Annotated in this window: 29 protein-coding genes, 6 tRNA genes and 1 riboswitch; of the genes, 21 read left to right on the top strand and 14 right to left on the bottom strand. The window is 48.0% G+C overall.

Going from position 1 to position 24633, the window contains the following annotated elements; translation table 11 throughout:
- Positions 1–92: 92 nt before the first annotated feature.
- Both DW091_RS05890 and DW091_RS05895 read left to right on the top strand, forming a co-directional pair.
- Positions 93–1445: a butyryl-CoA:acetate CoA-transferase gene (locus DW091_RS05890; protein ID WP_118517628.1), complete on the top strand. Its 1353-nt coding sequence runs from the start codon at positions 93–95 to the stop codon at positions 1443–1445.
- 411 nt (positions 1446–1856) lie between these two features.
- A complete protein-coding gene (locus DW091_RS05895) occupies positions 1857–2114 on the top strand; it encodes a hypothetical protein (protein ID WP_118517629.1) in 258 nt (85 codons plus the stop codon).
- 48 nt (positions 2115–2162) lie between these two features.
- Here DW091_RS05895 and DW091_RS05900 read toward each other — a convergent pair whose 3' ends face one another.
- Entirely contained in the window at positions 2163–2498 is a 336-nt protein-coding gene (locus tag DW091_RS05900; protein ID WP_058695215.1) for a helix-turn-helix domain-containing protein, read from the bottom strand.
- 181 nt (positions 2499–2679) lie between these two features.
- Here DW091_RS05900 and DW091_RS05905 point away from each other — a divergent pair, with 181 nt between their 5' ends.
- The 3 genes from DW091_RS05905 to DW091_RS05915 all read left to right on the top strand — a co-directional run bounded on the left by DW091_RS05905 (position 2680) and on the right by DW091_RS05915 (position 4272).
- Positions 2680–3456 carry a protein-ADP-ribose hydrolase gene (locus DW091_RS05905; RefSeq protein WP_118517630.1) on the top strand — a complete coding sequence of 259 codons (777 nt, stop codon included), beginning with the start codon at positions 2680–2682 and terminating at the stop codon, positions 3454–3456.
- 144 nt (positions 3457–3600) lie between these two features.
- Positions 3601–3810, top strand: a complete 210-nt coding sequence (locus tag DW091_RS05910) for a helix-turn-helix transcriptional regulator (RefSeq protein WP_058695213.1) — start codon at positions 3601–3603, stop codon at positions 3808–3810.
- Between the two features lie 27 nt (positions 3811–3837).
- Entirely contained in the window at positions 3838–4272 is a 435-nt protein-coding gene (locus tag DW091_RS05915; RefSeq protein WP_058695212.1) for a hypothetical protein, read from the top strand.
- Positions 4273–4301: 29 nt separating this feature from the next.
- On the opposite strand, the gene DW091_RS05920 is transcribed toward DW091_RS05915, so the two are convergent.
- The 7 genes from DW091_RS05920 to DW091_RS05950 all read right to left on the bottom strand — a co-directional run bounded on the left by DW091_RS05920 (position 4302) and on the right by DW091_RS05950 (position 10547).
- Entirely contained in the window at positions 4302–5186 is an 885-nt protein-coding gene (locus DW091_RS05920) for a hypothetical protein (protein WP_096919270.1), read from the bottom strand.
- Positions 5187–5350: 164 nt separating this feature from the next.
- Positions 5351–5842 (bottom strand): ACT domain-containing protein, encoded by a 492-nt coding sequence (locus DW091_RS05925; protein WP_074618379.1) that lies wholly within the window; start codon positions 5840–5842, stop codon positions 5351–5353.
- A 9-nt stretch (positions 5843–5851) separates the two neighbouring features.
- On the bottom strand, positions 5852–7066 hold the full coding sequence (locus tag DW091_RS05930) for an aspartate kinase (protein ID WP_058695209.1): 1215 nt from the start codon (positions 7064–7066) through the stop codon (positions 5852–5854).
- 7 nt (positions 7067–7073) lie between these two features.
- Positions 7074–7805: a 2,3,4,5-tetrahydropyridine-2,6-dicarboxylate N-acetyltransferase gene (gene dapD / locus DW091_RS05935; RefSeq protein WP_118517631.1), complete on the bottom strand. Its 732-nt coding sequence runs from the start codon at positions 7803–7805 to the stop codon at positions 7074–7076.
- Positions 7806–7825: 20 nt separating this feature from the next.
- A complete protein-coding gene (gene dapB / locus DW091_RS05940; protein WP_074618381.1) occupies positions 7826–8581 on the bottom strand; it encodes a 4-hydroxy-tetrahydrodipicolinate reductase in 756 nt (251 codons plus the stop codon).
- 40 nt (positions 8582–8621) lie between these two features.
- Complete coding sequence (gene dapA / locus DW091_RS05945; protein WP_074618382.1) at positions 8622–9503, bottom strand: 4-hydroxy-tetrahydrodipicolinate synthase; 882 nt, start codon at positions 9501–9503, stop codon at positions 8622–8624.
- A 45-nt stretch (positions 9504–9548) separates the two neighbouring features.
- Complete coding sequence (locus DW091_RS05950) at positions 9549–10547, bottom strand: aspartate-semialdehyde dehydrogenase (protein ID WP_058695205.1); 999 nt, start codon at positions 10545–10547, stop codon at positions 9549–9551.
- 143 nt (positions 10548–10690) lie between these two features.
- Positions 10691–10861, bottom strand: a riboswitch (Lysine riboswitch).
- 379 nt (positions 10862–11240) lie between these two features.
- Between DW091_RS05950 and DW091_RS05955 the strand changes: the two genes are divergently transcribed.
- The 9 genes from DW091_RS05955 to DW091_RS05995 all read left to right on the top strand — a co-directional run bounded on the left by DW091_RS05955 (position 11241) and on the right by DW091_RS05995 (position 17131).
- Positions 11241–13472, top strand: coding sequence for a PTS transporter subunit IIABC (locus tag DW091_RS05955; protein WP_118517632.1), 2232 nt, complete (start codon positions 11241–11243; stop codon positions 13470–13472).
- A 125-nt stretch (positions 13473–13597) separates the two neighbouring features.
- The gene (locus DW091_RS05960; protein WP_096919276.1) at positions 13598–14422 is read left to right on the top strand and encodes a PRD domain-containing protein; all 825 of its coding nucleotides are present in this window, start codon (positions 13598–13600) and stop codon (positions 14420–14422) included.
- Between the two features lie 122 nt (positions 14423–14544).
- Positions 14545–15732, top strand: coding sequence for a M20 family metallopeptidase (locus tag DW091_RS05965; RefSeq protein ID WP_118517633.1), 1188 nt, complete (start codon positions 14545–14547; stop codon positions 15730–15732).
- A 23-nt stretch (positions 15733–15755) separates the two neighbouring features.
- Entirely contained in the window at positions 15756–16499 is a 744-nt protein-coding gene (locus DW091_RS05970) for a class I SAM-dependent methyltransferase (RefSeq protein WP_058695202.1), read from the top strand.
- 84 nt (positions 16500–16583) lie between these two features.
- Positions 16584–16659 (top strand) — tRNA-Val (locus DW091_RS05975).
- Positions 16660–16674: 15 nt separating this feature from the next.
- Positions 16675–16751, top strand: a tRNA-Asp gene (locus tag DW091_RS05980).
- Between the two features lie 106 nt (positions 16752–16857).
- Positions 16858–16933 (top strand) — tRNA-Phe (locus DW091_RS05985).
- Between the two features lie 42 nt (positions 16934–16975).
- A tRNA-Gly gene (locus DW091_RS05990) sits at positions 16976–17050 on the top strand.
- 7 nt (positions 17051–17057) lie between these two features.
- Positions 17058–17131, top strand: a tRNA-Cys gene (locus tag DW091_RS05995).
- Between the two features lie 71 nt (positions 17132–17202).
- Here the strand turns inward: DW091_RS05995 and DW091_RS06000 are convergent.
- Positions 17203–17790, bottom strand: a complete 588-nt coding sequence (locus tag DW091_RS06000; protein WP_147365275.1) for a hypothetical protein — start codon at positions 17788–17790, stop codon at positions 17203–17205.
- Positions 17791–18116: 326 nt separating this feature from the next.
- Here DW091_RS06000 and DW091_RS06005 point away from each other — a divergent pair.
- Positions 18117–18191 (top strand) — tRNA-Gly (locus DW091_RS06005).
- A 140-nt stretch (positions 18192–18331) separates the two neighbouring features.
- Here the strand turns inward: DW091_RS06005 and DW091_RS06010 are convergent.
- From DW091_RS06010 to DW091_RS06025, 4 genes are all read right to left on the bottom strand, one after another.
- On the bottom strand, positions 18332–19471 hold the full coding sequence (locus DW091_RS06010) for a site-specific integrase (RefSeq protein ID WP_118517635.1): 1140 nt from the start codon (positions 19469–19471) through the stop codon (positions 18332–18334).
- 155 nt (positions 19472–19626) lie between these two features.
- Positions 19627–20670: a peptidoglycan DD-metalloendopeptidase family protein gene (locus DW091_RS06015; protein WP_118517636.1), complete on the bottom strand. Its 1044-nt coding sequence runs from the start codon at positions 20668–20670 to the stop codon at positions 19627–19629.
- A 13-nt stretch (positions 20671–20683) separates the two neighbouring features.
- Positions 20684–21106 carry an ImmA/IrrE family metallo-endopeptidase gene (locus tag DW091_RS06020; RefSeq protein WP_118517637.1) on the bottom strand — a complete coding sequence of 141 codons (423 nt, stop codon included), beginning with the start codon at positions 21104–21106 and terminating at the stop codon, positions 20684–20686.
- Positions 21107–21111: 5 nt separating this feature from the next.
- The gene (locus tag DW091_RS06025) at positions 21112–21504 is read right to left on the bottom strand and encodes a helix-turn-helix transcriptional regulator (protein ID WP_118517638.1); all 393 of its coding nucleotides are present in this window, start codon (positions 21502–21504) and stop codon (positions 21112–21114) included.
- A 262-nt stretch (positions 21505–21766) separates the two neighbouring features.
- Between DW091_RS06025 and DW091_RS06030 the strand changes: the two genes are divergently transcribed.
- Both DW091_RS06030 and DW091_RS06035 read left to right on the top strand, forming a co-directional pair.
- Complete coding sequence (locus DW091_RS06030; protein ID WP_118517639.1) at positions 21767–22093, top strand: helix-turn-helix transcriptional regulator; 327 nt, start codon at positions 21767–21769, stop codon at positions 22091–22093.
- 3 nt (positions 22094–22096) lie between these two features.
- Complete coding sequence (locus DW091_RS06035) at positions 22097–22291, top strand: hypothetical protein (RefSeq protein WP_118517640.1); 195 nt, start codon at positions 22097–22099, stop codon at positions 22289–22291.
- Here DW091_RS06035 and DW091_RS06040 read toward each other — a convergent pair.
- A complete protein-coding gene (locus DW091_RS06040) occupies positions 22256–22699 on the bottom strand; it encodes a hypothetical protein (protein WP_118517641.1) in 444 nt (147 codons plus the stop codon). The genes DW091_RS06035 and DW091_RS06040 overlap by 36 nt on opposite strands.
- Before the next feature lie 484 nt (positions 22700–23183).
- Between DW091_RS06040 and DW091_RS20050 the strand changes: the two genes are divergently transcribed.
- The 4 genes from DW091_RS20050 to DW091_RS06055 all read left to right on the top strand — a co-directional run bounded on the left by DW091_RS20050 (position 23184) and on the right by DW091_RS06055 (position 24589).
- On the top strand, positions 23184–23336 hold the full coding sequence (locus DW091_RS20050; RefSeq protein WP_158577838.1) for a hypothetical protein: 153 nt from the start codon (positions 23184–23186) through the stop codon (positions 23334–23336).
- Between the two features lie 206 nt (positions 23337–23542).
- Positions 23543–23752 carry a helix-turn-helix domain-containing protein gene (locus tag DW091_RS06050; protein ID WP_118517643.1) on the top strand — a complete coding sequence of 70 codons (210 nt, stop codon included), beginning with the start codon at positions 23543–23545 and terminating at the stop codon, positions 23750–23752.
- Positions 23753–23837: 85 nt separating this feature from the next.
- Entirely contained in the window at positions 23838–23978 is a 141-nt protein-coding gene (locus tag DW091_RS20055; protein WP_158577839.1) for a hypothetical protein, read from the top strand.
- The gene (locus tag DW091_RS06055) at positions 23960–24589 is read left to right on the top strand and encodes a hypothetical protein (RefSeq protein ID WP_118517644.1); all 630 of its coding nucleotides are present in this window, start codon (positions 23960–23962) and stop codon (positions 24587–24589) included. Before DW091_RS20055 ends, DW091_RS06055 begins: the two co-directional genes overlap by 19 nt.
- Positions 24590–24633: the final 44 nt, after the last annotated feature.

Below are 24633 nucleotides of genomic sequence, written 5' to 3' on the forward strand. Positions count from 1 at the left end.
TTTTTAAAAACCAGCGGATAGTATGTTATAATAAGGGATAAGTAAACATTGACAATTGTTTAACTAAGAGCAATTCCAAATGGGAGGGAAAAATGAGTTTTATTAAAGAATATGCTGAAAAACTGGTAACGGCAGAAGAAGCTGTCAAGGCTGTAAAATCCGGCGACTGGCTGGATTACGGCTGGTGCTCCGCCACAGCAAGAGAGCTGGATCGGGCACTGGCAGCCCATGTGGTCGAAAACGACCTGGTTGACCTCAAAATCCGCGGCGGGATCCTGATGTGGGTGCCAGAGATTTTTAAAATCGAAAATCCGGCAGATCATATCACCTGGAATTCCTGGCACATGAGCGGCATCGAACGAAAGGCCATTGCCCAGGGCTTCGCCTACTACACACCGATCCGTTACTCCGAAATGCCGAGATACTACCGAGATTCCAAGCAGGATGTGGACGTGGCCATGTTCCAGGTCGCACCGATGGATGATCATGGTTATTTCAATTTTGGCCCCAACGCCTCACATATGATGGCAATGTGCGAACGCGCAAAAACAATCATCGTTGAAGTCAATAAAAATATGCCGAGATGCCTTGGCGGCTTTGAAGAAGCCATTCACATCTCTCAGGTCGATAAAATCGTCGAAGGGCCTAATCCTCTCATGGCAGAGCTGGGCGCCGGCGGTCCCGCAACCGATGTTGACAAAAAAGTTGCCGAGCTGATCGTAGAAGAAATTCCGAACGGCGCATGCCTCCAGCTTGGTATCGGGGGAATGCCAAACGCTGTCGGATCACTCATCGCCGAATCCGATCTGAAGGATCTGGGCGTTCACACCGAAATGTACGTCGATGCCTTTGTCGATATCGCGAAAGCCGGCAAAATCAACGGCTCCAAAAAAAATATCGACCGCTTCCGCCAGACCTACGCTTTTGGCGCAGGTACCCAGAAGCTGTATGATTATATCCACGACAATCCGCAGTGCATGAGCGCGCCGGTAGATTATACCAACGATATCCGCTCCATCGCCGCCATTGATAATTTTATGTCCATCAACAACGCGGTCGACGTTGACCTTTTCGGCCAGGTCAGCTCAGAATCCTCCGGGATCAAGCACATCAGCGGCGCTGGCGGACAGCTCGACTTTGTGCTGGGCGCTTACCTGTCAAACGGCGGAAAGAGCTTTATCTGCTGCTCCTCCACCTTTATGACAAGAGACGGCGAAATGAAATCCCGTATCGTGCCGACCCTGCAGCCGGGCTCCGTTGTCACCGACACCCGCGCGAATATTCACTACCTGGTAACCGAGTACGGCAAGGTCAACCTTAAGGGCCTGTCCACCTGGGAAAAATGTGACGCCATTATCTCCGTAGCCCATCCGGATTTCCGCGACGAGCTCATCGCAGAAGCCGAAAAAATGCATATCTGGAGAAGAACCAACAAAGATAACTAAAACATTCAGGGATCAGCCCAATCCGGGCTGGTCCTTTTTTCATGAGGATGATGTGCCGAATGGGCGCGCCATCCTCCGGCCGCCTTGCGGGCGTCCGATATGGATGAATTTGATCCCGACGTTTAAGAAAGCTTTAATTTATGTAAAAAGACGCAGTGGCCGCAAGCCCGCCCAGAAAGCGGCCTGCAGTGAATAAAAGTATTTTATCGTTAAACAGATAACTAACAAAGGAAACTTTTATCTGAAATTCCTTGATTTTAAAGGATTAACCGTCTATAATGAGGACACAGCCAAAGAACATAGTGACAGAAAAGAAAAAAGTTCGTTTGTTTGGCGATTGCCAGTACGGCGGCGGCAGATGGTCAAATTTGTCCCGCGTGATGTTGGAATGTAAGGAGCCTTTAGTTTAAAATGAAAACGGATAATACGATCAAGAAGGAATATGCAACCTGGGAAGAATTTCAAAACAGGCTTGAGCATGATATGGCAGTGATGAATAATGTGGAAAAAACCAAAAGAAGCAGCGTTACCGTCATTTTCAAAACCGCTGTCGTCAACGAGGAAACCGGAAAAATTGAAGTCAGCTTTAAAAAACAGAAGGACAGAAAATATACAAAGAAGTCGAGAGCCATGCTGCCAGGGCTGAAGCAGTCCTGCCAGAAAATCTAAACGCAAAAGAGATGAGGCGCCAAAAAGGCACGCCATCTCTTTTTTGTTTCAGGGTTTAGCGGCCCCGGACTGGTTTTTGTACGCTGTGCCCCAGTCCACCATGGAGTCGAGAATGGGTTTCAGGCTGTAGCCGGTCTCGGTCAGGGTGTACTCAACCCTCGGGGGCACCTCGGGGTAGACCGTACGGGTGAGCAGGCCGCAGTCCTCCATATCTCTCAGGTTAGAGGTCAGCACTTTCTGGGTAATGGCCCCGATGGATTTTTTAAGCTCGCTGAAACGGCGGGTGCCGTCCATCAGATCCCTCAAAATCAAAACCTTCCATTTACTGCCGATGAGCATCAGCGTGGTTTCGACAGGACAGGCCGGAAGTGGTCGGTCGTTCATTTTTTCACCTGCTTTCACTGGATTTGTGGTATCCTAAAGATACTTACATAAAAAAGTATATCAGGTTTTGGATAAAATTTCAACCCTGGTATCCCGAGAGATACCAGGCCACTATTTTGTGCCTGCTTCACAATGGGCCCCTTGTGCATTACAATAGAAGAAAAAAGAAAGGAGCCGTCTTATGAACAGAAACGAGCAAATGCTCCGGCTGATCACCGCCCTGCTGGCAGAACAGCCGGAATATAACCTGATAAAAATCCCGGAGACAGCGCAGGAAAGATGGCGGATACTCCGGTCGCTGATGAACCTGCGCCCGCCCATGCCCGCGGACCCGGATTTTCTGGCGCTTCAGGATACCTTCCTGCAAGGCGAGACAGCCCGCAAGGGCATTACCTGGGTCGGTGACCTGTCGCCTTTACAGGAGGGACTTTACCTTTGGCAGGGTGATATTACAACCCTTCAGGCAGATGCTGTTGTGAACGCGGCCAACAGTCAGCTGCTGGGCTGCTTTGTGCCCTGCCACGGCTGCATTGACAATGCCATCCACACCTATGCCGGCGTCCAGCTGAGCCAGGCCTGCCACGAGCTTATGCTTTGGCAGGGGACGCCCGAGCCTGCCGGGACGGCAAAAATCACTCCGGGCTATAACCTCCCTGCGGACTGGGTAATCCATACGGTCGGCCCCATTGTCAGCGGCGGCCTGACCCCAGAGCACTGCGGCCTGCTGCGAAGCTGCTATCAGGCCTGTCTTGCGCTGGCCGAGGAAAGAGGACTGCAGAGCCTGGCCTTTTGCTGTATTTCCACCGGAGAGTTCCGTTTTCCGCCGGAACAGGCTGCCGCCATTGCGGTAAAGACCGTAAAAACGTTTATGCGGGAGGCCAGAAGTCTAAAAAAAATTGTGTTTAACGTCTATAAAGACAGGGACCTGAACATTTACCAGTCTCTGCTGAGGAATTGATCAGGTTAAGAGGACAAGCCGCCGCGCCTCAGGGTGAAGGCGGCTTTTTTTGCGTAAAATTAAAATTTATAAGATAAAAAGTAAAATATATTTGACTTTTTGTCGGATTTTGTTTAGAATAAGCGTGTAAAGGATGGTGACGCAATGGGGAAGAACTTAAGGATTAAAGCTGCCAGGGCAGCCCTCGACATGACCCAGAAAGACCTGGCCGAGGCAGTAGGTGTCACCCGGCAGACCATGAACGCCATTGAGAAAGGGGACTATAACCCCACTATCAAGCTGTGCATCGCGATCTGCAGGGCACTTGGGAAAACACTGGACGAGCTTTTCTGGGAAGAGACGGAGTGTGTATAAAGGTTTTAACGACAGGAGGATTATAAAATGTTTAATTTATGTAAGGAATACGACGAGCGTCAGCAGATTATCCGCGGCAGCATCTGCAAGCACATTATGGTGATTATGGGGATCTGTGTTTTGATCAATGGCATCATTGAGGACGCGGGTTTTGTCTGGCCGGACAAGTTCATCGCCAGTATTATTCTGATCATGGTGCCCATTACCATCGGAACGGTTGAGATGAACATCCGGGGCGTTTATCTGAGTAAGAACCGCCAGGTTTTCTTTGTGGTCATTTTTGGTCTGGTGGCCCTGGCCAATGTGGTTCTCCTCATCAGCCACAACGAGTCCCTTTTTACCGCAGGTGTTATCACCGATTACGGTGAACATGCGGTTCTGGCCATCTGTTTTCTGACTATTTTTATCGCTGCCATCATTCGCCTCATCTACGATAAACGCATGGAAAAGATTGAGGAATAAAAAAACAGGACCCGCAAAGGTCCTGTTTTTTATTCGCCTTCCCCGGCCGCAGTGGGGGAAGGAAGGATGGAATTGATGGCGTCGTTGATGAAGTTCGAGCTGCCGCCGGAGTCTGAGCTGTTGTTTGTGTCATTTCCCGGGGAGGTCGTGTTGGTGCTGTCCGAGCCGCTGTTGGTGGTCGTGGACGGCGTGGCAGACGGGCTGGGACTGCTGTTTTTCTGATTGTTGATGAGCCTTGTAATCTGGGACTGGCCATTTTGGATCCAGCTGTTAATGGTCTCCTGGTTGATCCCTGTGTTGATGCCAAAAAGCCCGAGCCAGATCAGCAGTGTGTAGAGTATGGCGATCAGGGTTACAAGGATTCTCGGAATAAGACCGAACTTTTTGTAGTAGTACATTAAAAAAATGCCGAGCGGTGGCACGAGCACCAGCATGAGCAGGATGAACCAGGTGCGGGCATAAAAGGGATCGCCGGAGCGTCTGCCGCCAGGCATGTGAAGCCCGCGGCCGCCGGAACGGCCTTTTTTGCCGCGCTTGCCTTTGCCGCCCCGGCCGCCGGAATCGCCGTCATCCGCCTCGGCTGCGCCCCCGTCCGCGTAGCGGCTGCTCTGCGCGCGGCTGTCACGTCTGCCCTGGCGGCTCTCTGCGCTGCCGCCGCCCTGCATGACCCGGGACACCGAGGATTTAAACTGGTCGATCAGCTCCTTGTCGGAGGCGTCGATTTCCAGTCGCACCCGCCCGTCGTTCTGTATCAGAAAATTAATATCGAGATAACCGTTCTCGCCGATATCGGCGGCGAGGCGGTCAAAATGTTCATCAACCTCTACGCGCTCAAAGCCCGCGTTCCAGAGCGCCGCCTCAGAAGCGTCAATCCAGTCGTCCAGACTGCCTCTGGCAGATAAATTTTCACGCATTTATTTTCACCTCTGATTTTATTGAATATTTCACAGTGCTTTTTATTATACAATGGAAAACTTAAATAATCGGGGATAAAAAAGTTTTTGTTTAAAAAACAGGAGCTGGCCCAAAGAGCAAAAAAAGATGGCGTGTCGTTTTGGCACGCCATTTCAAAGCTGTTTCAGTCCTCCAGGTCAAAGGCCGCTTTTGTGGCCGCGACCGCTTTCTCGGTATCCTCGATCTTGATAATGCAGGAGATACGGATTTCGGAGGTGGTGATCATTAAAATCTGGACGTCGTTGTCGGCCAGCACCTGGAAGAATTTGGCGGCGACCCCGGACTGGGTGCGCATGCCAATGCCAGAGACGGACAGGCGTGTGATGTCCTTGTTGATGGTGATTTTAATTTCAGGGTATTCCTCGCCAAGGGCGTTTACGATGTCCTTAACCTTATCCAGGTCGCGCTCGAGGACAATAAAGGAAACGTCAAAGGCGTTTTTGACCGGCGCAGTCTGGGTGATGATATCGACATTGACGCCGGCGTCTGACAGCTCGCTGAGGCAGCGGGTCAGGATGATGGAATGGACCGGCACCTTTTTCAGCGAGATCATGAGATTTTTGTGGTCAACGGTCAGGCCGTCAACGCTGTGGCTCTCCATATAGGTGGTCGTCATAAGGGCCTCCTACAGGTCGAACGCGTCGGCGGTAGCCATGACAGCCGTATCCCGCAGCTCGGACGGAATCACGCAGGAAATGCGGATTTCCGAGGTAGTGATCATGAGCATGGGGATGTTGTTGTCGGCCAGAAGCTGGAAAAACTTGGCGGCGACACCGGACTGGCTGCGCATGCCAATGCCCACAACAGAAAGCTTGGAGATTTCTTTGTTGATGTCCATTTCCACCTGGGGATATTTTTCCATAAAATCATACAGGATTTTCCGCAGCTCGGACAGGTCCTCGATGGGGGCGGAAAAGGAGATATTGATTGCGCCGTAGACCGGAGCAGTCTGGCTGATCATGTCGATGTTAATGCTTTTTTTAGCCAGGTCTGAGAAGAACTGGGCTGTGATGTTCATATCAAAGGGAACGTTCTTGAGAGATACCATCAGCTCGTCGTTGTCGATGGCGAGGCCGGTAATGGCCTGCTGTTCCATAGGGCTCATGTTGCTGTCACCTTCCTTAATGAGCGTACCAGGCACGTCGTGAATACTGGATGCCACATAGATTTCCGCGTTGTACTTGCTGCCCAGCTCGATGGCGCGTGCATGCATGACGCCAGCGCCCAGGCTGGCCATTTCCAGCATTTCGTCAAAGCTGACCGTGTTCAGCTTTTTGGCCGGCGGGTACAGGCGCGGGTCCACACCGTAGATCCCGTCCACGTCGGTGTAGATTTCGCAGGGGCATTCTAACACACAGGACAGGGCAACCGCGCTGGTGTCGGAGCCGCCCCGGCCCAGGGTGGTGATATCGTCATTTTCATTCACCCCCTGGAAGCCTGCGATGATAACGATTTTGCCGTCGTTGAGGGCATCCTCGATTTTCTTAGTCTCAATATCCATAATCCGGGATTTCCCGTGGTGGCCCATAGTATGGACGCCCACCTGGGGGCCGGTAAAGGAGATCGCGTCGTAGCCCATGGCGTTAAGGGCCATGGACAGCATGGAAATAGAAACCTGTTCGCCGGTAGCTAACAGCATATCCAGCTCACGCCTCGGCGGCGCATCGCTGATGGAGTAGGCCATTTTGATGAGCTCGTCGGTGCTTTTGCCCATGGCAGAGACCACCACGACCATCTGGTTGCCTTCTTCTCTTTTTTTGATAATACGTCTTGCGACATTTTTAATACGGTCAATGGTCCCCATAGAGGTACCGCCGTATTTCTGGACAATGATGCTCATCGGAAACTTAACCTCTCAAATCGTCGAGTAATTCGGTTTTATCCTCGGTTTTTTCGTCTTTGTCTTTCACAACTTTGGCAGGGGAACCTGCGACCACAACGCCGGCAGGGATATCCTCAGTCACCACAGAACCGGCGGCGACCACTGCGCCCTTACCGATTTTGACACCCTCAAGAATGACCGCGTTGGCCCCGATCAGGACTTCATCCTCAATGATGACCGGCTGTTTTGACGGCGGCTCAAGCACACCGGCAACCACTGCGCCTGCGCCGATATGGCAGTTCTTGCCAATGGTAGCACGCGCGCCCAGCACAGCGTTCATATCAATCATGGTGCCCTCGCCCACAACCGCGCCGATATTGATCACAGCGCCCATCATAACCACTGCGTTTTTGTGGATATGCGCGCCCTCGCGGATAAAGGAGCCGGGCTCGATACGGGCGTCCACCTCGGTTAAATCGAGCAGAGGAATGGCCGAGTTGCGGCGGTCACATTCGATGCGGACAGAGGAGATTGAGCCAGCCTTGGCGTCCAGAAGGGTGCTGATCTCACCGGCCTCGCCGATGATTATGCAGGCGGAAGGATCGCCGTAGTATTCGTAACCGGCCAGGTCATTTGCTCTCAGGTAGCCGCGGACATAGGCCTTAACCGGCGTGGACTTCGAGACTGCTTTAATGTATTTTGCGATCTGGTAGGGGTCGTTTAAATCAAATTGTTTTTTCAGTTCTTCGTTTGTCATGTTAAATCCTTTCTTATGGTTTAATTTTCAATCAGCATTTCCATATTGTAGAGGCCCGGGGCTTGATTTACAAGGTATTTGGCTGCGGTCACTGCGCCGTTTGCAAATACTTTTTTGGAAAGGGCCGTGTGGCGGATTTCGATCAATTCATCGTTGCCGGCGAATAAAACTGTGTGCTCGCCGGGGATGGTGCCGCCGCGGACGGCGTGGATGCCCAGCTCCTGGGGTTCCCGCTTGCAGTCTCTGCCGTGGCGGCCAAAGGTATAGTCCTTTTTATTTTTCAGACCGTCGTTTACCGCGTCGGCCAAAAGCAGGGCAGTGCCGCTGGGCGCGTCAGCTTTTTTATTGTGGTGCTTTTCAATAATTTCAATGTCAAAGCCGTCCTCCAGAGCGCCTGCCATATCCCGCAGGGCTTTTGCCAGAAGGTTGATGCCCAGGCTCAGGTTAGCGGTTCTGAAAACCGGAAATTCCCTCCCGCCGGCTTCAATGTCGGCCAGGTTCGCCTCGGAGAGGCCAGTGGTGGCGATGACGATGGGCGTCTTGGTGTCTCTGGCATAGCCAAAGATGCTGTCAAAGGCCTTGTAGTGTGAAAAGTCAATGATCACATCCGCCTTTTCCGCACACTGGCTTAAGTCGGAATAGACAGGGAAGGGCGTATCCTGATCGGTGTTAATATCAAAGCCTGCCACAATCTGGCAGTCCGGATCTTCACCGATAATGGTCTGGAGCATATGCCCCATGGCGCCGCCAACGCCGGATAAGAGTATATTTAGCATAGGGGAGTACCTCGTTTATTAAATTTTATGAATCGCCTTATTAAAGCAGTCCATATTCCTTCAGGGCTTCAACCAGGCGCGCTTCATTGGCCTCTTCCATTTCAACCAGGGGCAGGCGCATTTCACCAGTGTCGGTGCCCAGCAGCCGCATGGCGGTTTTAACCGGGATCGGGTTGGTTTCATAGAACATGGCCAGATTGATCAGGTTCGTGCTAAACTGCATTTCCCGGGCTTTGTCTACATCGCCGCTCATAAAGGCCGCTACCAGGTCGTGCATATCCTTTGGAATAATGTTGGCAGAAACGGAGATAATGCCCTTGCCGCCCACAGAAAGGATGGGCAGGGTCTGGTCGTCGTTGCCGCTGTAAACATCCAGTTTGCCGCCGCAGGTGCGGGCGATTTCTGTGATCTGGCTGATGTCGCCGCTGGCTTCCTTGACCGCCTGGACATTGGGGATCTCGGCCAGCTTCTGCATGGTGGGCACGCTGATGTTGGCCCCGGTGCGGCTGGGCACATTGTAGACAATGATCGGCACCTTGATGGCGTCGGCAATGGCCTTGATGTGCACGTAAATCCCCTTCTGGGTGGATTTGTTGTAGTAGGGGTTAATGACTAAAACCGCGTCTGCGCCCTGTTCCTCAGCGTATTTTGAGAGCATGATGGAGTAGGCGGTATCGTTACTGCCAGTACCGGCAATGTAGGGAACGCGTCCGGCGATATGTTCGCCGGCAACCCGCAGCAGATCAAGGTGCTCCTGATCGGTGAGGGTTGAGGTCTCACCGGTGGTTCCGGCCACCAGAATGGCGTCGGTGCCGTTTTCGATGTGCCAGTCGATGAGCGCTCTGAACCGGTCAAAATCGATTTTGTTGTCCTTGAATGGTGTGACCAGGGCCACACAGCTTCCTGTGAAAATAGTGGACATAGTAATTCCTCCTCAGTATTTTATCCGGCGCGGGGCCGGAAAGTGTTAGATTAAGCCTTCTTCGATTAAGGCAAAGGCGATCTGTACCGCGTTGGCAGCTGCGCCCTTGCGGATGTTGTCGGCAACACACCAGAAGTTGATGCCGTTGTCGATGCTGAAATCGCGGCGGATACGGCCGATATAGACGTCGTTGGTGCCTTCGGCCTCACGGGCCAGGGGATAAACGTTGTTGGCCGGGTCGTCTCTCAGGACACAGCCTGGGGCGTCCTTGAAAAGAGCTTTGACGTCCTCGATCTCAAAGGGCTTTTTGGTTTCAACGTTAATGCTTTCGGAATGACCATAGTAGACCGGAACACGCACAGTGGTAGCGGTCACGCGGATGTTGTCGTCATGCATGATTTTGTGGGTTTCGTTGACCATTTTCATTTCTTCCTTGGTGTAGCCGTTGTCCAGAAAATCGTCGATATGGGGCAGGCAGTTGTAGGCGATGGGGTGTGGGTAAAACTGGTTTTCAGCGCCCTTTACGCCTTCTTCCAGATCCTTGTAGCCTTTGACGCCAGAACCGGAAACGGCCTGGTAGGTAGAGTAGACGATACGGTCGATCCCGTATTTGTCATAGATGGGTTTTAAGGCGACCATGGCCTGGATGGTGGAGCAGTTTGGATTGGCGATGATGTTTTTGTGTCCTCTTAAGTCCTCGGGATTTACCTCCGGCACTACCAGCGGCACTTCCGGGTCCATACGCCAGGCAGAGCTGTTGTCAATGACAATGACGCCTCTCTTGGCAGCGGCAGGGGCAAAGCGTTCGCTGGTGCTGCCGCCGGCAGAGAACAGGGCAATATCAATGTCCTTGTCAAAAGCCTCGTCGCAGAGCTCCTCAACCACGTATTCCTTACCGCCGTATTTAACGGTTTTACCCTTGGAGCGGGCAGAAGCCATTGGATATAAATTATTCACTGGAAATTTCATTTCTTCCAGAACCTGAAGCATTTTTTGACCGACCATGCCAGTGGCGCCGACCACAGCAACGTTGTATGATTTCATCGAGAAATCCTCCTTTGATTAAATATAATAAAAAAAGCCAGTAAAGATACCAGCTATAAAATTGCAAAAAGTCACGGATTCCGGCCGGTGTGTAAGCCCTGAGGCCCTACGGCGCGGAATGGTTAAAAATATAACGAGTTTGCAGTTTTGACAGCACTCCATCTTTCGATGACAGTATTATTGTTATTCACAATAACCCCAGGAATCCGGCTGACAGTACCGGGCCCTTCGGCGTTTTTCCCTTTGGCCGCCATTCCTCTTACCCTGTCGTAATCCTGGCAGTTACTCTTTAAAAACGCGCCTCTATCTTTACTTATTAGTTTGTAATCCCTATTGTACCAGATGTATACAGGAAAAGAAACAGAAAAATTCAAAATAATGTAAAATTTGCAGAATATTTATTTTTGCAAAAAAAGCTTGACAGATTCTTAACAGTGCCGTATGATAAATGCAATTAAATAATTTGTACCGATGGTGTGTTACTGGTTATGCAGGCATTAACTGTCAAAGAGCTGTTTGTTACAGTTTTTTGAAAGTTAATGCCTTTTTTGTTGCCTGAAATGAGACCAGCCTGCAAAATTGGGTATATAGCCTGAGAAGTCTGTTATCGTTTTATCCGATAGCAATCGCGCAGGGTCTCTGTTTCCAACGAGTACAAATCCTGACACCATTAAAAAATGAGGAGGAAAACAAATGAAAGACAAGATTTTTGGTGTTCTGCAGCGCGTGGGCCGGGCCTTCATGCTGCCAATTGCCCTTCTGCCGGTAGCGGGCCTGCTGCTGGGCATCGGGGGTTCCTTTACAAATGAAGTGATGCTGGAATCCTACGGGCTCACCAGTGTCATGGGCGAGGGAACCGTCGTCTATACCATTTTAACGGTTATGAGCGAGGCGGGAAATGTTATTTTCGCGAACCTGCCCATTATTTTTGCCATTGGCGTTGCCATTGGCATGGCGAAGAAGGAAAAGGCCGTTGCGGCGCTGGCGGGGGTTATCGGTTTCTTCGTCATGCACACGGTCATCAGTACCCTGATCGGCCTGACCGGCACCTATTCGCCGGAAACCCTGGCCGCCGCCAACGAAACCGCCCGGGCAGCCGCTTTAGCCGCGAACCAGCCCTTTACGGAAATTGTGGCCAGCCGCCTGCTGCCGTCCGGCTCCATCTCGAGCACTGTCGGTATCGAATCCCTGCAGATGGGGGTATTCGGCGGGATCATCGTCGGGCTCGGCGCAGCAGCCTTAACCAACAGATTCTATAACATTAAGCTGCCGTCTGTGATCTCCTTCTTCGGCGGCACCCGCTTTGTCCCGATCATCACCGCCTTAGTTTACCTGGTTGTGGGCGTTTTAATGTTCTTTGTATGGCCTTATATCCAGATCGGCATCAACGCCATCGGCAATGTGGTCATCAATTCCGGCTACATCGGCACCTTTATCTACGGCTTTATCGAGCGTGCCCTCATTCCCTTTGGCCTGCACCATGTGTTTTATATCCCGTTCTGGCAGACCAGCGTGGGCGGTGTGATGAACGTGGACGGGCAGATGATCGAAGGTGCCCAGAATATTTTCTTCGCCCAGCTGGCCAGCGGCAACGTGACCCAGTTCAGCGTAGAGGCTACCCGCTTTATGTCTGGTAAATTCCCGTTCATGATCTTTGGGCTTCCGGGGGCGGCTCTGGCGATGTACCAGTGCGCCAAGCCTGAAAAGCGTAAGCTTGTCGGCGGCCTGCTGTTATCTGCAGCCCTGACCGCTGTCCTGACAGGGATTACCGAGCCCATCGAGTTCACCTTCCTGTTTGTGGCGCCATTCTTATATATTATCCACTGTGTGCTCTGCGGGCTCTCCTATATGCTCATGCACATTTTAAACGTTGGGGTCGGCATGACCTTCTCCGGCGGCCTTATTGATATGTTCCTGTTCGGTATTCTCCAGGGCAATGACAAGACCCACTGGGTCAATATTGTGCTGGTTGGCGTGGCTTACTTCTTTATTTACTGGATTCTGTTCAGAACCCTGATCAAAAAGTTCAACCTGAAAACACCAGGCCGTGAGGATGACGATGAAGAAATCAAGCTCTATACCCGGGCCGACGTCGACGCCAGAAAAAACAGCGGCGGCACAGAAGACAGCCCTGCCGCAGGCGGCAGCGACCCTGTCTCAGCCATGATCACAGTGGGTCTCGGGGGTAAGGACAATATCGAGGATCTGGACAACTGCATCACCCGCCTGCGCACAACGGTGAAGGATTCATCCCTTGTTAAGGAAGACCTTTTAAAACAGAGCGGCGCAGCCGGCGTGGTTATCAAGGGACAGGGCGTTCAGGTCATTTACGGCCCGACCGTACCGAATATCAAGTCAAACCTTGAAGAATTTTTGGAAACGCCGGAAGCGGATAACCTGTCACTGGATGTGGCCGTAGCCGAAGCGACAAAGGCCGGAGAAAGACCAGAAGCCGCCGAGAAGAACGGCACTGTCGAATTTTTCTCAAGCCCCATCGACGGCCGCGTTGCCAGTATCGAGGAAACCCCGGACGACGCCTTCAGCCAGAAAATGCTGGGCGACGGCATTGTGGTATTCCCGACCGGCTCCGAGGTACACGCGCCCTGTGACGGCTCCATCGAGGTGCTGTTCCCAACAGGCCACGCCATCGGGATGAAATCCGCCGACGGCACAGAGCTGCTTATCCATGTGGGCATTGACACAGTCAATCTTGACGGCAAAGGCTTTACCCCACACGTTGAGCAGGGCGATACGGTTAAACGCGGCGATCTGCTTTTGACCATCGACCTGCCCTTTATCGAGGCCAACGCCCCGTCCGCGGCTGTGCCCATGATCTTTACCGGACTGCCGGCAGGCAAGGATATGAAGATTCTGGCAAAAGGCGACGCTACCACCGATATGGATGTTGTCGAAATTGACGGATAAGTGTATAATAGGATAGAAAGCTAAAACAAGACCATCAGCGAACGACAAAAGGAAGGCTCTTTATAATAGGAAAGGCCTTCCTTTTTACAGCTCTGCGAGAAGATACAGAAGGGGGGACACACCGAGTGTACTGTGTCAAAAAAGTTTTAAATAACAACGCGGTTCTGGCCGTTGACCTCAGACGCAAGGAGGAGGTCATCTTTCTGGGGAAAGGCGTGGGCTTTAATAAAAAAGTCAACCAGCCCTTTGAGGATCCGAAAAGCGTTAAAAAATACCATCTGCAAAAGGAAACCAGCAAAGGCCCCTCAGACAAGCTCATCAGCGCGGTCGATCCGGTTTACCTGGAAATTGCCAACGATATTATCCGCCTGTCCGAGGAAAAATTCAAAGCTGTGGATACCAATATTCTGTTGCCCCTGGCCGACCATATCGCCTTTTCCATTGTCCGTATGAACAGCCGGATGGATCTGTCCAACCCCTTTTCGGAGGATATCCGCCTGCTTTTTGAGGAAGAGTACGCCATTGCCGAAAAGGGCCGGGAGATTATCCGCGAGCGTACCGGCTACAGCATTCCCGACGACGAGGTCAGCTACATTACGCTGTACATTCACTCAGCCCTCAGCGACACACAGGTTTCCCAGTCGCTCAAAATTCCGGTGATCATCCGGGAGAGCATCGAGCGGATCGAGAAGGAATGCGGCGTCAGGATCGACAGGGGCTCCTTTGCCTACAACCGGCTTTTATACCATATTAAATGTATGCTGGCCCGGGTGCACAATAACGAGAAGCTCAACAGCGATATGATCGAATTCACAAAGGAAAAATGCGCCTACGCCTTTGAGGTGGCCGGAGAAATCTGTGAAAAGCTGTCCCATGAGCTGGGCGAGCAGTTTACCGAAAAGGAGGTCAGCTACCTGGCCCTGCACATCGAGCGTATCCGAAGCGCTTAATAGAAAAAGATGACGTGCCGTTTTGGCAGGTCATCTTTTTTAATGGCTGAGGGGGCGTGCGCTTGTGTTATCCCGGTCTTTAATATATAATTATGCTTAATCTTTAAAAAAGGAGTGATTTCATGGCAGTTGACTTTTACCAAAAGCTTCCTGAAGCCATCAAAGCCTATGAGCCGGAAGCCGTCAGCCTCCGGCGGGCTTTACATAAAATCCCGGAAACGGGCTTTAATGAGCGTGAAACCCAGGCGTTTATTATGGATTATCTTGAAAAGCTGGGTTATACCCCCGAGAAGGTCTGCGATACCGGCGTTGTCCTGTTTATCCCAAGCCTGAACGGGCTGGACGAGACCATCGCCATCCGTACTGATATGGACGGGCTGAGCGTCGTGGAGGAAACCGGGGTGGATTTTGCTTCCGAGCATGAGGGGATGATGCATGCCTGCGGCCACGACGGCCATATGAGCATGGTGCTTCTGGTGGCCAGATATTTAAAGGAACACCCCGAAGCCAGAGTGCGCAACACCCTGCTGGTGTTCCAGCCCGCCGAGGAGGGCCCGGGCGGGGCCGGCCCCATTGTTGAGAGCGGCGTGCTTGAAAAGTACAAAGCAAAAGCTATTTTTGGCTACCACTTGTTTCCCTTTGTAGAGGAAGGGCTCATCAGCACCACCCCGGGGCCGATGATGGCAATGACCTCAGAATTTTATATTGATATCCTGGGAAAAAGCGGCCACGCGGCCGACCCAGATCAGGGGATCGACGCCATTGTAGCTACTGCCGACTACGTTTCGGGCCTTCAGAAAATCGTAAGCCGGACAGTGAGCCCAAACGACAGCGCCCTGCTGTCCATCGGCACCATCAACGGCGGTACCCGGATGAATATTATCGCTGATAAGGTCAGCCTTTCCGGTACAGTGCGCTCATTCTCAGAGGATGTCCAAAAGGCCATGAAGCAGCGCATGGTGGATATGGCCAGGGGCATCGAGCAGATGTACCATTGTAAAATCGAGATCAAGTTTGTGGATATGTACCCGCCGGTGATCAATAGCGAGGCCCTGTTCGACCAGATCTGGCCCTTGTGCGGCGAGGTGGGTGAAAAGAAGCTGTTTAAAAAGGTGATGCTGGCCGAGGATTTCGCCATGTATCGGAAAGCTATTCCCGGCGTTTTCATGGGCCTCGGCACTGGCAGCGAGGAGAAAGGCTATACCCAGAACCTCCATACCCATGGCTTTAATTTTGACGAAAAGGTTCTTCTGAGAGGACTTCAGGTTTATATGAATATTCTTACCAAAGCGGGAGAATATACCCTTTAAAAAGAGAGTGAGGAGAAAAGAGAATGTATGAGGAATTTGCACAGGTCTATGATGACCTGATGCGTGAAATCGACTATAAGCAGTGGGGGGATTACGTGTTCCGCCTGCTGCTGAACGCGAAAAGTGAAGTGAAAAGCGTGCTGGAATTTGGCTGCGGCACCGGTAACATTACCAGTGAGCTGGCAAAAAAGGACTACGCGGTAACCGCTGTGGATTTGTCCGAGGAAATGCTGACCGTCGCGGATGAGAAAATCGCTGAGCAGGGCCTTTCAAATGTCCGCTTTTTCATGGGGGATATGAGTAATTTTCAGATCGGCGAAGAATTTGACGCGGTGGTTTCCTGCTGTGACAGCGTCAACTACCTGCCCGACAAGGACGCGGTTCAGAACTTCATTTATTGCAGCCAGGATGCCCTTAAAAGCGGCGGACTGCTCCTTTTTGACATCAACACCCCAGTCAAGTTTAAAGAGGTTATCAAGGACAATACCTATGTTTATGACCTGGACAATGTCTACTGCGTGTGGGAAAATTCGCCGGACTTCGAAACCGGACGTATGGACTATGACCTCTCCTTCTTTATAAAAGAGGAGGATGGCCGATACTCCCGTTACGATGAAAGCCAGAGCCAGTATATTTATACAGTAGAAGAAATTTACCACATGCTCAAGAACGCGGGCTTTATCAATATTAAAATCTACGCTTTTGGCACCTTCCTGCAGGGAAGCAACGAATGCGACCGCGTCCAGTTTGTGGCCGAAAAAAAATAAATTCAAATTTTTTTAAAATTTGTGTGAAAAAGTGTTGACAAAGAGTGCGTGCTGCCGTATAATAATGCACGTACTCAAGTTGATGGTCGCTTAGCTCAGCTGGGAGAGCACCTGCCTTACAAGCAGGGGGTCATAGGTTCGAGCCCTATAGCGACCACCATTTTTTATGTACTGCGGCCTGGTAGTTCAGTTGGTTAGAATGCCAGCCTGTCACGCTGGAGGTCGAGAGTTCGAGTCTCTTCCAGGTCGCCATTTCTATTGTACATAAACTAAAAGTATTTATTTTTTTCTAAAAAAGTACTTGACAACATTAACTTGAGACGGTATAATTAATACTCGTCACTGCAAGTTTATGCAAGCCCAGATAGCTCAGTCGGTAGAGCAGAGGACTGAAAATCCTCGTGTCGGTGGTTCGATTCCGCCTCTGGGCACCACTTTAATCCTCAAGTGGTCAGACAGTGTTAATTAATTATTAAGCGGAAGTGGCTCAGTGGTAGAGCATCGCCTTGCCAAGGCGAGGGTCGCGAGTTCAAATCTCGTCTTCCGCTCCATTATTAAGGTGCTATAGCCAAGCGGTAAGGCAAAGGTCTGCAACACCTCTATCCCCAGTTCGATTCTGGGTAGCACCTCCAATTTTAAACTTTAGTCGCTGATACAGCGGCTTTTTTTATTTAAAAAAGAGCCCTTGCAGGCTCTTTGCAGATTACTTCGTTTTTGACAAAATACCGATGGTAGATCTTCTGGGCAGGACAAAGGCCGCGTCCTCCATTGAAACCCCGATTTCGGCCGGATAACCGCCAAATAGGTCAAAAAGTTTGACCTGTTCCTCCTTTGGCCAGGCTTCGCCCGCGCCGGGAACATAATCGTAAATATCCGGCCAGCTGGCAGCACTGCCAACCTGTTTTGATACAAAGGCCTTTCCAGCGCCCACCAGAAGGTTCATGATACCATCCATCATAAAAAGATCCATCTGATCCGTTAAGGAAGCCGCGTAAGCGTCAATTTCAGTGCCGCAGGTCGCAATGTACGCGTAAAGGGCATCGCCCTCATCCAGATTTGCCATAAGCTTCGGGCTTGTAAAAGCCGCGCCGTTGATCACGATCCGCGTTTCTGTTTTTTCATCGACAGAGCCGGAGATCATCAGTGCCTTAGGCACCGCGGCGGCATTCGTCTGGTCCAGCAGAATCTGCGCCTGGTTTAAAAGCCGTTTACGGTTCCGAAGCTTCAGCGCGTCGTTCAGAGTATCCATCGTTATTTCGAAGGGAATCGGATTAAAGATTTGCCCATTCATAAAAATCACTTCCTTAATTAAATTCTTAATAGCATTATAGCATACCTTTACATTAATATATCCTAAAAGAAAATAATGAAACATCGGTTTTACTTATGCCCGTTCATAAATTTTTTTGAAATATTATTGACATTTTCAAAGGAAAAGAGTAAGATAATATGCAGTTGCTTATGTGCGAAGTGGCTCAGTGATAAGTAGGGAAGCTAAATCTATGGTTTGATTTAAGGTGAACCATTTATACAAAGTTCACTCAAATCCGGGATTTGGAGTGTCCGGGAGTGTAACACAAGCCGAAAGCACGAAAGACAGAATACCAGTTTTATTAAGCGGAAGTGGCTCAGTGGTAGAGCACTGGCTTCCCAAGCCGGGGACCGCGGGTTCGAATCCCGTCTTCCGCTCCAGTATAGTAAAGTAAACGCCTGTAATCCAGTATTTAAGCGGATTGCAGGCGCTTTTTATATCTAAAGCAAAGACGTTTTGCCCCCTTTTTTGCCCCTTATAGCTTTTTTTATTTTTTTATGAGTGAGTGTATATTCATTTTTTATTCATTCGCTTTTTGAGCCTTTTCGTCTAAAATTTGGACATATTTGGACTGCTCTTCCAATGAAACATGTGTGTAAATGTTGGCTGTTGTGGCGATATCGCTGTGACCTAGCAAAGACTGAACCATTTTGATATCTTTTGTTTTTTCATAAAGCCGTGTGGCATAGGTATCTCGAAAATCGTGAAGGTTGAGAGATTCTAATCCAATTTCTTTGGCGAATTCTATGAGAGCGCGGCCAACTGTTGTGGCAGCCAGGTAATTACCAAAATCATTAGGGAAAACTAAATTGAGATTTTTATATTTATTGGAGAGTAAAAGACGCTTTTTGTTTTGCTCAACTTTATGCTGCTTTAACTTTTCGACAAGAAAACGAGGGATCGGCACTTGCCGGATGCTGTTTTCTGTCTTTGGAGGGCCAATAGGCTGATCCTTATTCCGCTGATCATAAGTCTTATTTACGTCGATGATTCCTTTTTCGAGATCGACATCATCCCATGTCAAGGCCATAATTTCACCGCGGCGAAGTCCAGAGTTTAGATCTGTCAAAATAAATACTTCCCATTTTGTTCCAGAGCAGGCTTTAATAAGCGCGTTTTCCATGTCGAGCGAAAGAGCTTGGCTGGCACGGCGGCTTTTTTCCTGTTTCTTTTTCGCTTCTGGAAGCACGATTGAACGTGAGAAGTCGGTCAAAATCTTTCCTTGCGTAAAAGCATAGCGAATGCAAGGATTAATGACGACGCTGAGCGTTTTGAGCGTAGGCTTACTGATGCCATCAGAGACCAGTTTGCTGTAGTGCTCTTGAATATCCAGAGCGGTCAAATCCTTGAGTTGAATATTGGCAACGGGATAGGGAAGGACATGCCTTTCGAAAAGCCCTTTATACTTTGTTTTGGTTGCCTGTTTTTTATTGTTTAAATGGACATCGTTGAGCCATTTTTTCATGTAGTCGCCGAAATATGCCTTTTCAGATGTAACGCCACGATCCAGTTCATTTTTTAAACGGCGAATTTTGTCTTCGAGTTCTGTAACAGTTCGGCCATAGAGATCGCGTGGCGTCCTTAGATTTTTATGCCGAAGCCGGTAAAAATAATATGTGGTGCCGTTTTTAATCTTTTTTCGATATTTAGTACGCGGCATATTGTACCTCCTTAATTTTGGGCATAATAATGCCCGGTAATTGATTTTTACCGGGATAGTGTGGTACAATTATCTTGTCTAGGGATAGTTGTACCGGCTTACCCCGGGAATCTATGTCATCGCCTCTGTGTTGGTAGCACAGGGGCGTTTTTTTTTTATGGTTTGATATAGTCTAAAGGATTTACATATTCAGAATCCTTTAAAAAGGCGAAATATAAATGCGGCGTGGTAGTTGCACCAGTGCTTCCAATAGTGCCGATAATATCCCCTTTATTTACAATTTGTCCATATTCGACATTGTACTGAGAGAGATGGGCGAATAAAATAGCATCTTTATCGTCAAGTTGAATCATGACAGAATTTCCACCACCGCCATTCCAACCTGCCCGTAAAATTTTACCGTTGCCTGGAGATTTAACAGGAGTTCCTGTCGGAGCAGCAATTCCGATTCCATGCGAAAAAATGCCATCGCCGTTATCACCAAAATGAAAAAGTAAATCTGAATATCCTTCAACAGGCCATATATAGCTTTCAGAAGGTTCCAAAGGAGCTGGAGTAGGGGTAGGCTCAGGAGCGTCACCAGGATTCGGTGAAGGCTGTGGGGTAGGTGTTGGAGATGGAGGTGGATCCATCTGTTTTTCATTCTCAATTTCTTGGAGAACCTCTTTAACAATGTCTTTAATAAATGTTCTGAACTCTAAAGCAATGTTGGTGCTAAAATTTACCGTGGGGTTATTTATGAAATTTCCACCGGAGGTGTCTGCTACCGAGTTGGTGTTTCCTAAAAGCGGATTATTATCATCATTCCGATAGACAGTGATCTGCTTTCCGCTAAAGGTCGCGCCGTCCTGGTAAGTTTGAATGACCTTTTGATCGGTCATTTTATAACCTTCTGGGACGGAACTGACAGTAAATGTGTATGTTCCTGTTTTCCCAGAGATAGGCACAAAACCATTCTGTGGTGTGGTTACTTCGATATTTTTTGAATCTCCATCTGCTTCATAGAGTACATTCAGTTTCACATTTGAAACTGGGATACCAAACTGGTCAACAACTGTAATGTTTGGAGACTCAGCAAAAACTTCTTGCGCTGTAGTGTTTTTGGAAGATTGGGACGATCCGTTTGAAGCTAATACAGGAACGCAGATCATCGATAAAATTAATATTGCTGATACAATGATGGGCTGGTACTTTTTCATTTTATTTCCTTTCTTATGTAATTATCAAGCGAAGATATTCGACCGGGATACCTGTAAGGCCCCAGATTTGATCTATAGATAATCCGTATAAATCTCTTTTATCCCAATTTGCTAATGCAAGATAGACTGAGACGCGATCGGCTTGACGTTCATATTTTGACGGACTAAAAAAGGTCGTATCCATAAAGACGCGATTCATACCTCTGTGGAGAACGGCGTGTCCGATTTCATGTCCGCATACAATCTTAAGTAGTTCATCTTGGACTGATGTATTGATTGTAATAAATTGATTTCTTTTAGAATATCGATATATTCCTCGATATTCACCAATGTCGCTGTAGCGTACTAAGATATTCATGCAATCGCAAAGCTCAAAAGGATCACAAGTTTTATACTTTTTTACGAGCCCATCAACAACATCTTTTTCATGGCACATAACGATCACCTATATTTTTTAGGAATGTATTTCTTATTTACAGCCTTTACGATTCTTTCCTGTTGTTCTATTTCTTGAAGGAGCAATTCTATGGTAGCTGGGTCCATGGCTTCACCATCGAACATCAAGTCTGTTTCATTCATAAGTTGCTTTTTCATTTTATCCATTGTTTTTGCGATGTCTTTTTCATCTTTTTCGGTGAGCGAGCGATCTCTACCTAACAGATAATCTATAGACACATCAAAGTAATCAGCGACTTTTGCTAGCTTTTCTGTGTTTGGGGCGCTTTTTCCCCATTTTGCGATTGTGCTTTTCCCAAAACCCAACTCTTTTTCCAGAGCGGTTATACTTATTTTTTTCTTTGTGCTTAGTTCTTGTATTCTTTGTAGAACATTCATATTTCTCTCCTTTGGACGAAAAAAATCACTAAAGAAGAAAAAAATCACCATAAAAAGCTTGACATAGTGAAAAAAATCGGCTATACTTACCTTAAAAGTGAATTAAATCGGTTATATTGTGATTAATTCCTGCATATGGAGATTAAATTCGTCGTTATTGGTCGTTTGATTATTTCTAATAATAGAATATTTTCTCCTTTTTGTCAAGAGGTTTTCCGATTTAATTCACTGAAAATTCAAGAAAGGAGGGCGCTTTTATTAAATGTATGAAAAAATTCTTCGTTTGTGCACTGTCAAAGGTATTTCAATCAAAGCTTTGGAACGCCAACTTAATTTTGGAAATGGAACGATATTAAAATGGAGAACATCGTCTCCAGGAGTAACGAAGCTTGAAATGGTGGCGGATTATTTTGATGTGAGTTTGGACTATTTATTATCAAACAATCCAACAGAGCCATCACCGAAAGCTTATCTTGTTGCAAAACATTATGATCAATTGGATGATAACCAAAAAGAAATTGTTGAGGCTGTAATGGAAGGCTTCGTGGGACAGGAGAAGAAATGCACAAACCGACAAGAAAGGAGATAAAAAATGTTTATTCCGAAATGGCTCTTAACAGACTTGTTGGAGTCTAAAAGAGACCTAGAAAGAAGGGTGAAGAGGCTAGAAGTAATTTTGCTCAGGGAATCAGAAGAAAAAATAGCCAGACTCAAAGATGAATCTGGCGGACTGACAATGGACGAACAAATATTAACTATTGATAAAATCATCGATAAACGCATCTAAATCATTGGTATATTCAACAACAATATTGTAAAGACGCTTAAGCTGGGCGTTTATCTCTATATCATTATCGGGTGTTTCGGCGAGAACCTTGCTAAATGGGGAAGAACTATTTTGAACACACAATTTTAGATTACCTTGCTCAGCCATGCCTAGGGCTGGTCTATCGCAACACAAAAGGAATACACGTCCTTGCTTGTAATCCGCATAAAAACTGAAGTCATAATTAATTGATGGCTCAACCATGGCGCTAATAGTTGAAGCAACTCCATGACAAGCGGATAGCTGTGCATCAATAGATGATTTTTTTAGCAGGTCAGCTTTTCCGCTCAGCGATCTCCATTTAAGATCCTTCCTTTTAGTCTTTTGAATAGCGCTTTGAATAAAATCATTGACTGTTTTGTTGTTCATGGTTAGAAAACTCCTTTTTCTTTAAACGAGCAATTAAATAATCTAAGTTGCCGCAAATTGCCCTCTTGTTATCTTCAGTAATTCCTTTTTTAAGTCTATAGAGACATTTAAAGGAATGGACGATGCACCGTATTGAGGAAATCTTCCAATATTTCTGCTGATATTCAAAAATACAAGTTCGGATCTGGCTTATTAATTCTAAGCCACATAAATCGTCTTCGAAAACATTCTGGCGAAGGGCTAATAGGGAAGATAACAGCTTCTCACGTTCATTGTTATATTGACTGCGTTGCTTTTCGATATTTTTGAATATACTGTGTGAAATTATAAATAGGACAATAGACATTAAAAAACTCAAAATTCCTGCTATATCTGCTATAGTGCCTACCCACGCCGGCAAGTGCATCACCACCTTTTGCACTATTATAGCATATTTTAAGAGAAACAAAAAGCAACAACTAACCCAACCAAAGAGGAGATAAAAATGAAAAAAAGCAAAAAGAAAAAGTCTCTCTATGAGGAGATGGTAACGGATTTGTCAATATTCGTTATTCGGACTGCAAATAAAGATAATCCGACCAACGCAGAAGTAAATGCGATGGTCGAAATTACAAAGCTATTGTTTAGAACGATATAGCCAGCACACCCAGCCAGCAGTATTAACGGGGCCGCATTTCATAAGTATTTTGAGAAGTGTAACTCCATTAAAAATCCTCCTTTCCAGTATATATAGTAACTCGTACGGTTTCGAACAGACGGCAAGTATTAAGTTCGCGTCAAGCATATTTTTACTACTTGCGGCCTCGTTAATCGTGCTGGTTGGGAGAAAGGAAAAATAAAAAAATGAACGAAGAAAACAATCAACTAATGTTAAGTATTGAACAAACTGCGGAGATACTCGGTATAAGCCAAAGCTTAATGTACCGGCTTTCAAGAACCGAAGGTTTTCCAGTAACCAAGATTGGTCGTAGAAGTTTAATTAGCAAAAAAGCATTGGAACAATGGATTGACAAAACCGCAGGGGAGGTGGTGCTCAAGGAGGCCGCTTCATGAACCTAAGTTACGCCGGATTACCCTTTGTCTTGATGGGCATCGCAATTTATCAAGCCCTTCGCTTTGCGGTCAATAAGGGGTGGCTATGGAAGGATTGATCTATATTTACTGGGCGGGGAGACTCGCAGAGATGACCGTCTGGCTGACCGTGATCGGGCTGATGTTAGTGCCGGTGGGGATTGAGATTTTTAAGGAGGTGAGCGGGAAATGGCCGAAGAAACATTGAATAAAACCATCAAGCCGGAAATTCCACCACAAAAGCAAAAGGAAGACCGCAAGAAAGAAGAGAGCAAAAGGCAGATAGATAATTACTACTATTTAAAGAGTCTTGGCGTCTGTACGAGGTGTGGAAGAGAAGACGTGTTTCCAGGACATGTACACTGCCCATCATGCATGGAAAAAAATCAAAAAGAGGGCAGGGCGTATTACCGGCGGTTAAGCGACGAAGATAGAGAATTAAGACGTAAAAAAAAGAATGAATACGACAAAAAACGCTATCAGCAGCGAAAAGCAGAAGGGCTGTGTGTTGCGTGTGGGAAAAAAGCAGTCAAGGGAATTTTCTGTATAGAGTGCTATGTCAAAAATAAAAAAAAGAATCAGAAGCGCGCCCAGAAAAAGAAAATTGAAACAGGCGGTGATCCCAGAGACCTCCGCACAGAAAAAGGGTTGTGCCGTTTTTGCGAGGAACCGGCCCTGCCAGGGCATCGGCTCTGCGAAAAGCATTATTCGATAGCCGTAGAATCGGCTCGACATGCGCGTCAATTTACCCAATACTGGCGGGAAGAAAACCAGCTTCTATTAATTAAAAAAAGGTCCAAAAGCGTAGCACCGCATTAGGGACCAGATATATGTTACGTGGTTATTTTACCACAGAAACGGAG

Origin of the sequence: Eubacterium sp. AM05-23 (genome assembly GCF_003477535.1) — a bacterium.
GTDB lineage: Bacteria > Bacillota > Clostridia > Eubacteriales > Eubacteriaceae > Eubacterium > Eubacterium maltosivorans.

Excerpts from the sequence above, each read along its gene's own strand:
- dapD (WP_118517631.1), bottom strand. The coding sequence starts at position 7,805 with ATGACAAACGAAGAACTGAAAAAACAATTTGATTTAAACGACCCCTAC.
- DW091_RS06040 (WP_118517641.1), bottom strand. The coding sequence starts at position 22,699 with ATGAACAACAAAACAGTCAATGATTTTATTCAAAGCGCTATTCAAAAG.
- dapB (WP_074618381.1), bottom strand. The coding sequence starts at position 8,581 with ATGCTAAATATACTCTTATCCGGCGTTGGCGGCGCCATGGGGCATATG.
- DW091_RS05910 (WP_058695213.1), top strand. The coding sequence starts at position 3,601 with ATGGGGAAGAACTTAAGGATTAAAGCTGCCAGGGCAGCCCTCGACATG.
- DW091_RS06020 (WP_118517637.1), bottom strand. The coding sequence starts at position 21,106 with ATGTGCCATGAAAAAGATGTTGTTGATGGGCTCGTAAAAAAGTATAAA.
- DW091_RS06035 (WP_118517640.1), top strand. The coding sequence starts at position 22,097 with ATGTTTATTCCGAAATGGCTCTTAACAGACTTGTTGGAGTCTAAAAGA.
- DW091_RS06010 (WP_118517635.1), bottom strand. The coding sequence starts at position 19,471 with ATGCCGCGTACTAAATATCGAAAAAAGATTAAAAACGGCACCACATAT.
- DW091_RS05950 (WP_058695205.1), bottom strand. The coding sequence starts at position 10,547 with ATGAAATCATACAACGTTGCTGTGGTCGGCGCCACTGGCATGGTCGGT.
- DW091_RS06050 (WP_118517643.1), top strand. The coding sequence starts at position 23,543 with ATGAACGAAGAAAACAATCAACTAATGTTAAGTATTGAACAAACTGCG.
- DW091_RS05920 (WP_096919270.1), bottom strand. The coding sequence starts at position 5,186 with ATGCGTGAAAATTTATCTGCCAGAGGCAGTCTGGACGACTGGATTGAC.
- DW091_RS05900 (WP_058695215.1), bottom strand. The coding sequence starts at position 2,498 with ATGAACGACCGACCACTTCCGGCCTGTCCTGTCGAAACCACGCTGATG.
- DW091_RS05895 (WP_118517629.1), top strand. The coding sequence starts at position 1,857 with ATGAAAACGGATAATACGATCAAGAAGGAATATGCAACCTGGGAAGAA.
- DW091_RS05965 (WP_118517633.1), top strand. The coding sequence starts at position 14,545 with ATGGCAGTTGACTTTTACCAAAAGCTTCCTGAAGCCATCAAAGCCTAT.
- DW091_RS05925 (WP_074618379.1), bottom strand. The coding sequence starts at position 5,842 with ATGACGACCACCTATATGGAGAGCCACAGCGTTGACGGCCTGACCGTT.
- DW091_RS05905 (WP_118517630.1), top strand. The coding sequence starts at position 2,680 with ATGAACAGAAACGAGCAAATGCTCCGGCTGATCACCGCCCTGCTGGCA.
- DW091_RS06000 (WP_147365275.1), bottom strand. The coding sequence starts at position 17,790 with ATGAATGGGCAAATCTTTAATCCGATTCCCTTCGAAATAACGATGGAT.
- DW091_RS05955 (WP_118517632.1), top strand. The coding sequence starts at position 11,241 with ATGAAAGACAAGATTTTTGGTGTTCTGCAGCGCGTGGGCCGGGCCTTC.
- DW091_RS06025 (WP_118517638.1), bottom strand. The coding sequence starts at position 21,504 with ATGAATGTTCTACAAAGAATACAAGAACTAAGCACAAAGAAAAAAATA.
- DW091_RS06030 (WP_118517639.1), top strand. The coding sequence starts at position 21,767 with ATGTATGAAAAAATTCTTCGTTTGTGCACTGTCAAAGGTATTTCAATC.
- DW091_RS05970 (WP_058695202.1), top strand. The coding sequence starts at position 15,756 with ATGTATGAGGAATTTGCACAGGTCTATGATGACCTGATGCGTGAAATC.
- dapA (WP_074618382.1), bottom strand. The coding sequence starts at position 9,503 with ATGTCCACTATTTTCACAGGAAGCTGTGTGGCCCTGGTCACACCATTC.
- DW091_RS06055 (WP_118517644.1), top strand. The coding sequence starts at position 23,960 with ATGGCCGAAGAAACATTGAATAAAACCATCAAGCCGGAAATTCCACCA.
- DW091_RS05915 (WP_058695212.1), top strand. The coding sequence starts at position 3,838 with ATGTTTAATTTATGTAAGGAATACGACGAGCGTCAGCAGATTATCCGC.
- DW091_RS05930 (WP_058695209.1), bottom strand. The coding sequence starts at position 7,066 with ATGAGCATCATTGTCCAGAAATACGGCGGTACCTCTATGGGGACCATT.
- DW091_RS20055 (WP_158577839.1), top strand. The coding sequence starts at position 23,838 with ATGGAAGGATTGATCTATATTTACTGGGCGGGGAGACTCGCAGAGATG.
- DW091_RS05890 (WP_118517628.1), top strand. The coding sequence starts at position 93 with ATGAGTTTTATTAAAGAATATGCTGAAAAACTGGTAACGGCAGAAGAA.
- DW091_RS06015 (WP_118517636.1), bottom strand. The coding sequence starts at position 20,670 with ATGAAAAAGTACCAGCCCATCATTGTATCAGCAATATTAATTTTATCG.
- DW091_RS20050 (WP_158577838.1), top strand. The coding sequence starts at position 23,184 with ATGAAAAAAAGCAAAAAGAAAAAGTCTCTCTATGAGGAGATGGTAACG.